Genomic DNA, 3,360 nt, shown 5'->3' with positions numbered 1-3,360 from the left:
GTACTGTTGGCATACGCGAAAGAAGACTCGACCAAGCGCGGCCTTTTGTCCAGAATGCTGGGAAAATAGCGATGACTGAAATATTACAAACAGACAGGAGTCGGCCATGCCGAAAATGATCGTCTCTATTGACGGCGTTGTGATCAAGGAAGTCCAGTTGACGAAAGACCGGACTTCTTTGGGCCGTAGGCCCTACAACGACATTGTCATCGACAACCTAGCTGTCAGCGGGGAGCATGCCGTTTTGCAAATGACCGGCAACGAGGTCTATCTAGAGGATCTCAACAGCACCAATGGCACCTATGTCAACGGGAAGGCCGTTAAAAAGCTGCTGCTGCAAAATAGCGATACCGTTGAAATTGGCAAGTACAAAATCAAGTACGTCAACGAAGCTGCACCCGCAGGCTTTGAGAAAACCATGATTATCAAGGCTGGCTCTGCCGGTCTTGTGCCTCCGGCGCCGACAGGTTCGCCAGCGGCATCAACTGAAGCCGGTGGTACGGGCCTCACGGCGGCGATTAAAGTGATGTCAGGTGCTGCAGCTGGCCGTGAAGTGGCATTGGTGAAGGTAGTCACAACCATCGGAAAGCCCGGGGTCGCAGTTGCCGCCATTACCAAGCGGCCGCAGGGTTTTGTCGTTGCCCATGTAGAGGGCACTGGCAAGCCCACGCTTAACGGAGCTCCCATCGGGGCTGAGCCGGTTGTCCTGAAAAATGGGGACATGCTTGAGCTGGCCGGAACGCAAATGCAGTTCGTCCAACACTGACATTGGTGTTGAGAGGTCTCGCACCAAGCGGACCGCAAGCACCCTTCAAACGAGGTCGCATGAGACTCCTCTTCCGGCACTGGCCTCGTATCGCCGTCACGTTGATTCCGCTGGTGTTTGCATTGATGCATGCCAGCGGGGTCGCTCGCATTGGTGTTCTGCAAAGGTTGGACGACATCATCTACGATGCACGCCTGCGCGCGACCATGCCGCATACACTGGACGAACGCATTGTTATCGTTGACATCGATGAGAAGAGCCTTGCGGAGGTGGGGCGGTGGCCTTGGGGCCGTAACAGGTTGGCGGAGCTGGTCGAAGAGCTGCAGGATCGTCAAAAAACGGCGCTGTTGGGGTTTGATGTCGTATTTGCCGAAGCCGACGAAAGCTCGGGTCTAAAGCGGCTCAAGCAGCTTGCACAGGCGGAGCTGAAAGATCAACCGGGTTTCTCGGAAAAACTCAGCCAGCTGCAGACCAGCCTGGATTACGACGCGATTTTCGCGAAAGCGATCGAAAAACGCCCCGTCGTGATGGGGTATTACTTCACCAGCGACAGGGATGGCCGGGTCAATGGCGTTTTGCCGCCACCGGTTATGGGCAGCGATGCGCTTGGTGGCCGTCCTATCAAATTCACCAGCTGGAACGGATACGGGGCCAACATTGAGTTGTTGGCCAAAGCGGCCCCTTTGGGAGGTTTCTTCAACTCCATTACCGAGGGCGACGGTGTGGTGCGCTCTATTCCCTTGCTGGCGGAGTTCAAGGGGCAGTACTACGAGTCATTGGCGCTCGCCATGTTTCGCATGCTTGCGGGTTTGCCCAAGGTCGAGCCTGGTTTTCCGCAGGAAAAATTCCTGACCCGGAACTATCAAGGGCTGGAAAGCATTCTGCTTAAGCAAGGCAACAAAACCCTGGCGATTCCGGTCGATGATCGCGTAGCCACTTTGGTGCCCTTCAGGGGTAATGGTGGTGCGAACGGCGGCTCGTTTCGGTATATCTCCGCAGCGGATGTCCTGGCCAAACGCCTTGCGCCTGGCACGCTCAAGGATAAGATCATCCTGGTCGGCACCACAGCGCCCGGCCTGCTCGATTTGAGAGTGACTCCGGTAGGGGAAACCTATCCGGGGGTGGAAACGCATGCCAATGTCATCTCCGGTTTCCTTGACGGGAAGGTATTCGTCAAGCCGGACTACGCCATCGGATTTGAGGTGGTCATCCTGCTTTTTTCGGGGCTGACGCTGGCCTTTGCACTGCCCCTGCTTTCGGCTTCCCGTGCGGTGCTGGTCAGCTTGGCGGTGATTGCCGCCATAGCCGGCTTGAATTTCTGGCTTTATTCTGGTTACGGTCTTGTGCTGCCGTTGGCCAGTGCGCTGGTTATGGCTTTGACCGCATTTGCGTTGAACATGAGTTATGGATATTTCGTGGAAAGCCGATCCAAGCGTGAGTTGGCCCATCTGTTCGGCACCTATGTACCCCCCGAACTGGTTGACGAGATGGTGAAAGATCCCGACAGCTACAGCATGAAGGCAACGACCAAGGAGCTGACGGTCATGTTTTGCGACATGCGCGGGTTCACCAAAATGTCGGAGTCGATGGAGCCTACCCAACTACAGGCTTTGCTAAACAGTGTTTTCAGCCGGCTGACAGACCTGATTCGCAGCAATCGCGGCACCATTGACAAATACATGGGTGACTGCGTGATGGCTTTTTGGGGGGCCCCTGTCGACACGCCAGATCATGCTGGTCTTGCAGTCAAAACGGCACTTGAGATGTCGAATGCAGTCAAGAAGATCAACGAGGAACACAAGATCAAGGGTTTACCCGAGATTGGCATAGGTATCGGTGTCAATACGGGCACGATGTGTGTGGGTGACATGGGTTCGGATATCCGCCGCAGTTACACCGTGATTGGCGATTCCGTGAATCTGGGTTCGCGTCTGGAGGGGCTCTCAAAAACCTACGGAGTGGATATCRTGGTCAGCGAGTCAACCCGAAAGCAGGCGAATGATTTTGCATGGCAGGAACTCGACAAGGTTCGCGTGAAGGGCAAAGATCAGGCGGTTTCCATTTTCTGGCCGTTGGTGCCGGTAGACCAGATCGACAAGGACATTGCGGCTGAGCTGAAAACCTGGGGAATGGCGTTAAAAGCTTATCGCGCGCAGGATTGGGATCAATGCGATGTGCAATTGCTCAATTTACATCGGATAAATGGCAAAAAGTTCCTTTACCGGCTGTATGCGGAGCGTGTAGCCTCTATGAGGCTGTTGCCTTTTGATCCGGAATGGGATGGCGCAACCAATTTTGAAACCAAATAGCACAACCCTCCAAGTCAAGGCCAACCGGGAAATCTCATGAAAGTACGTGTACTCGGCTGCTCGGGAGCCATTGCCAAAGACTGCCGGACCACGTCTTTTTTGCTTGACCATGATTTGTTGGTTGATGCCGGTACGGGAGTGGGAGATCTCACGCTGGATGAGATGGCCGGTGTTGACCATGTTCTGTTGACGCATTCGCACCTCGATCACGTGGCCGCGTTACCGTTGATGGTGGACGCCATTGCCGCCCGGCGAACAACACCTATCCAGATTCATGCGCTGCAG

General features: G+C 54.9%; 3 protein-coding genes. All 3 read left to right on the top strand.

Features of this window, described 5'->3' with window-relative positions:
* The first annotated feature begins 106 nt into the window (after nt 1-106).
* Entirely contained in the window at nt 107-766 is a 660-nt protein-coding gene (locus AC1DWI_RS17200; RefSeq protein WP_477670594.1) for an FHA domain-containing protein, read from the top strand.
* Between the two features lie 59 nt (nt 767-825).
* The gene (locus AC1DWI_RS17195) at nt 826-3,075 is read left to right on the top strand and encodes a CHASE2 domain-containing protein (protein ID WP_477725286.1); all 2,250 of its coding nucleotides are present in this window, start codon (nt 826-828) and stop codon (nt 3,073-3,075) included.
* 36 nt (nt 3,076-3,111) lie between these two features.
* A partial coding sequence (locus AC1DWI_RS17190; RefSeq protein ID WP_477725285.1) for an MBL fold metallo-hydrolase occupies nt 3,112-3,360 on the top strand: 249 nt, incomplete at its 3' end.

The organism is Polaromonas sp. P3_C2 (genome assembly GCF_056402675.1).
Note: the sequence above shows the minus strand (reverse complement) of the source record. Positions and strands in the feature narration are given on the sequence as shown.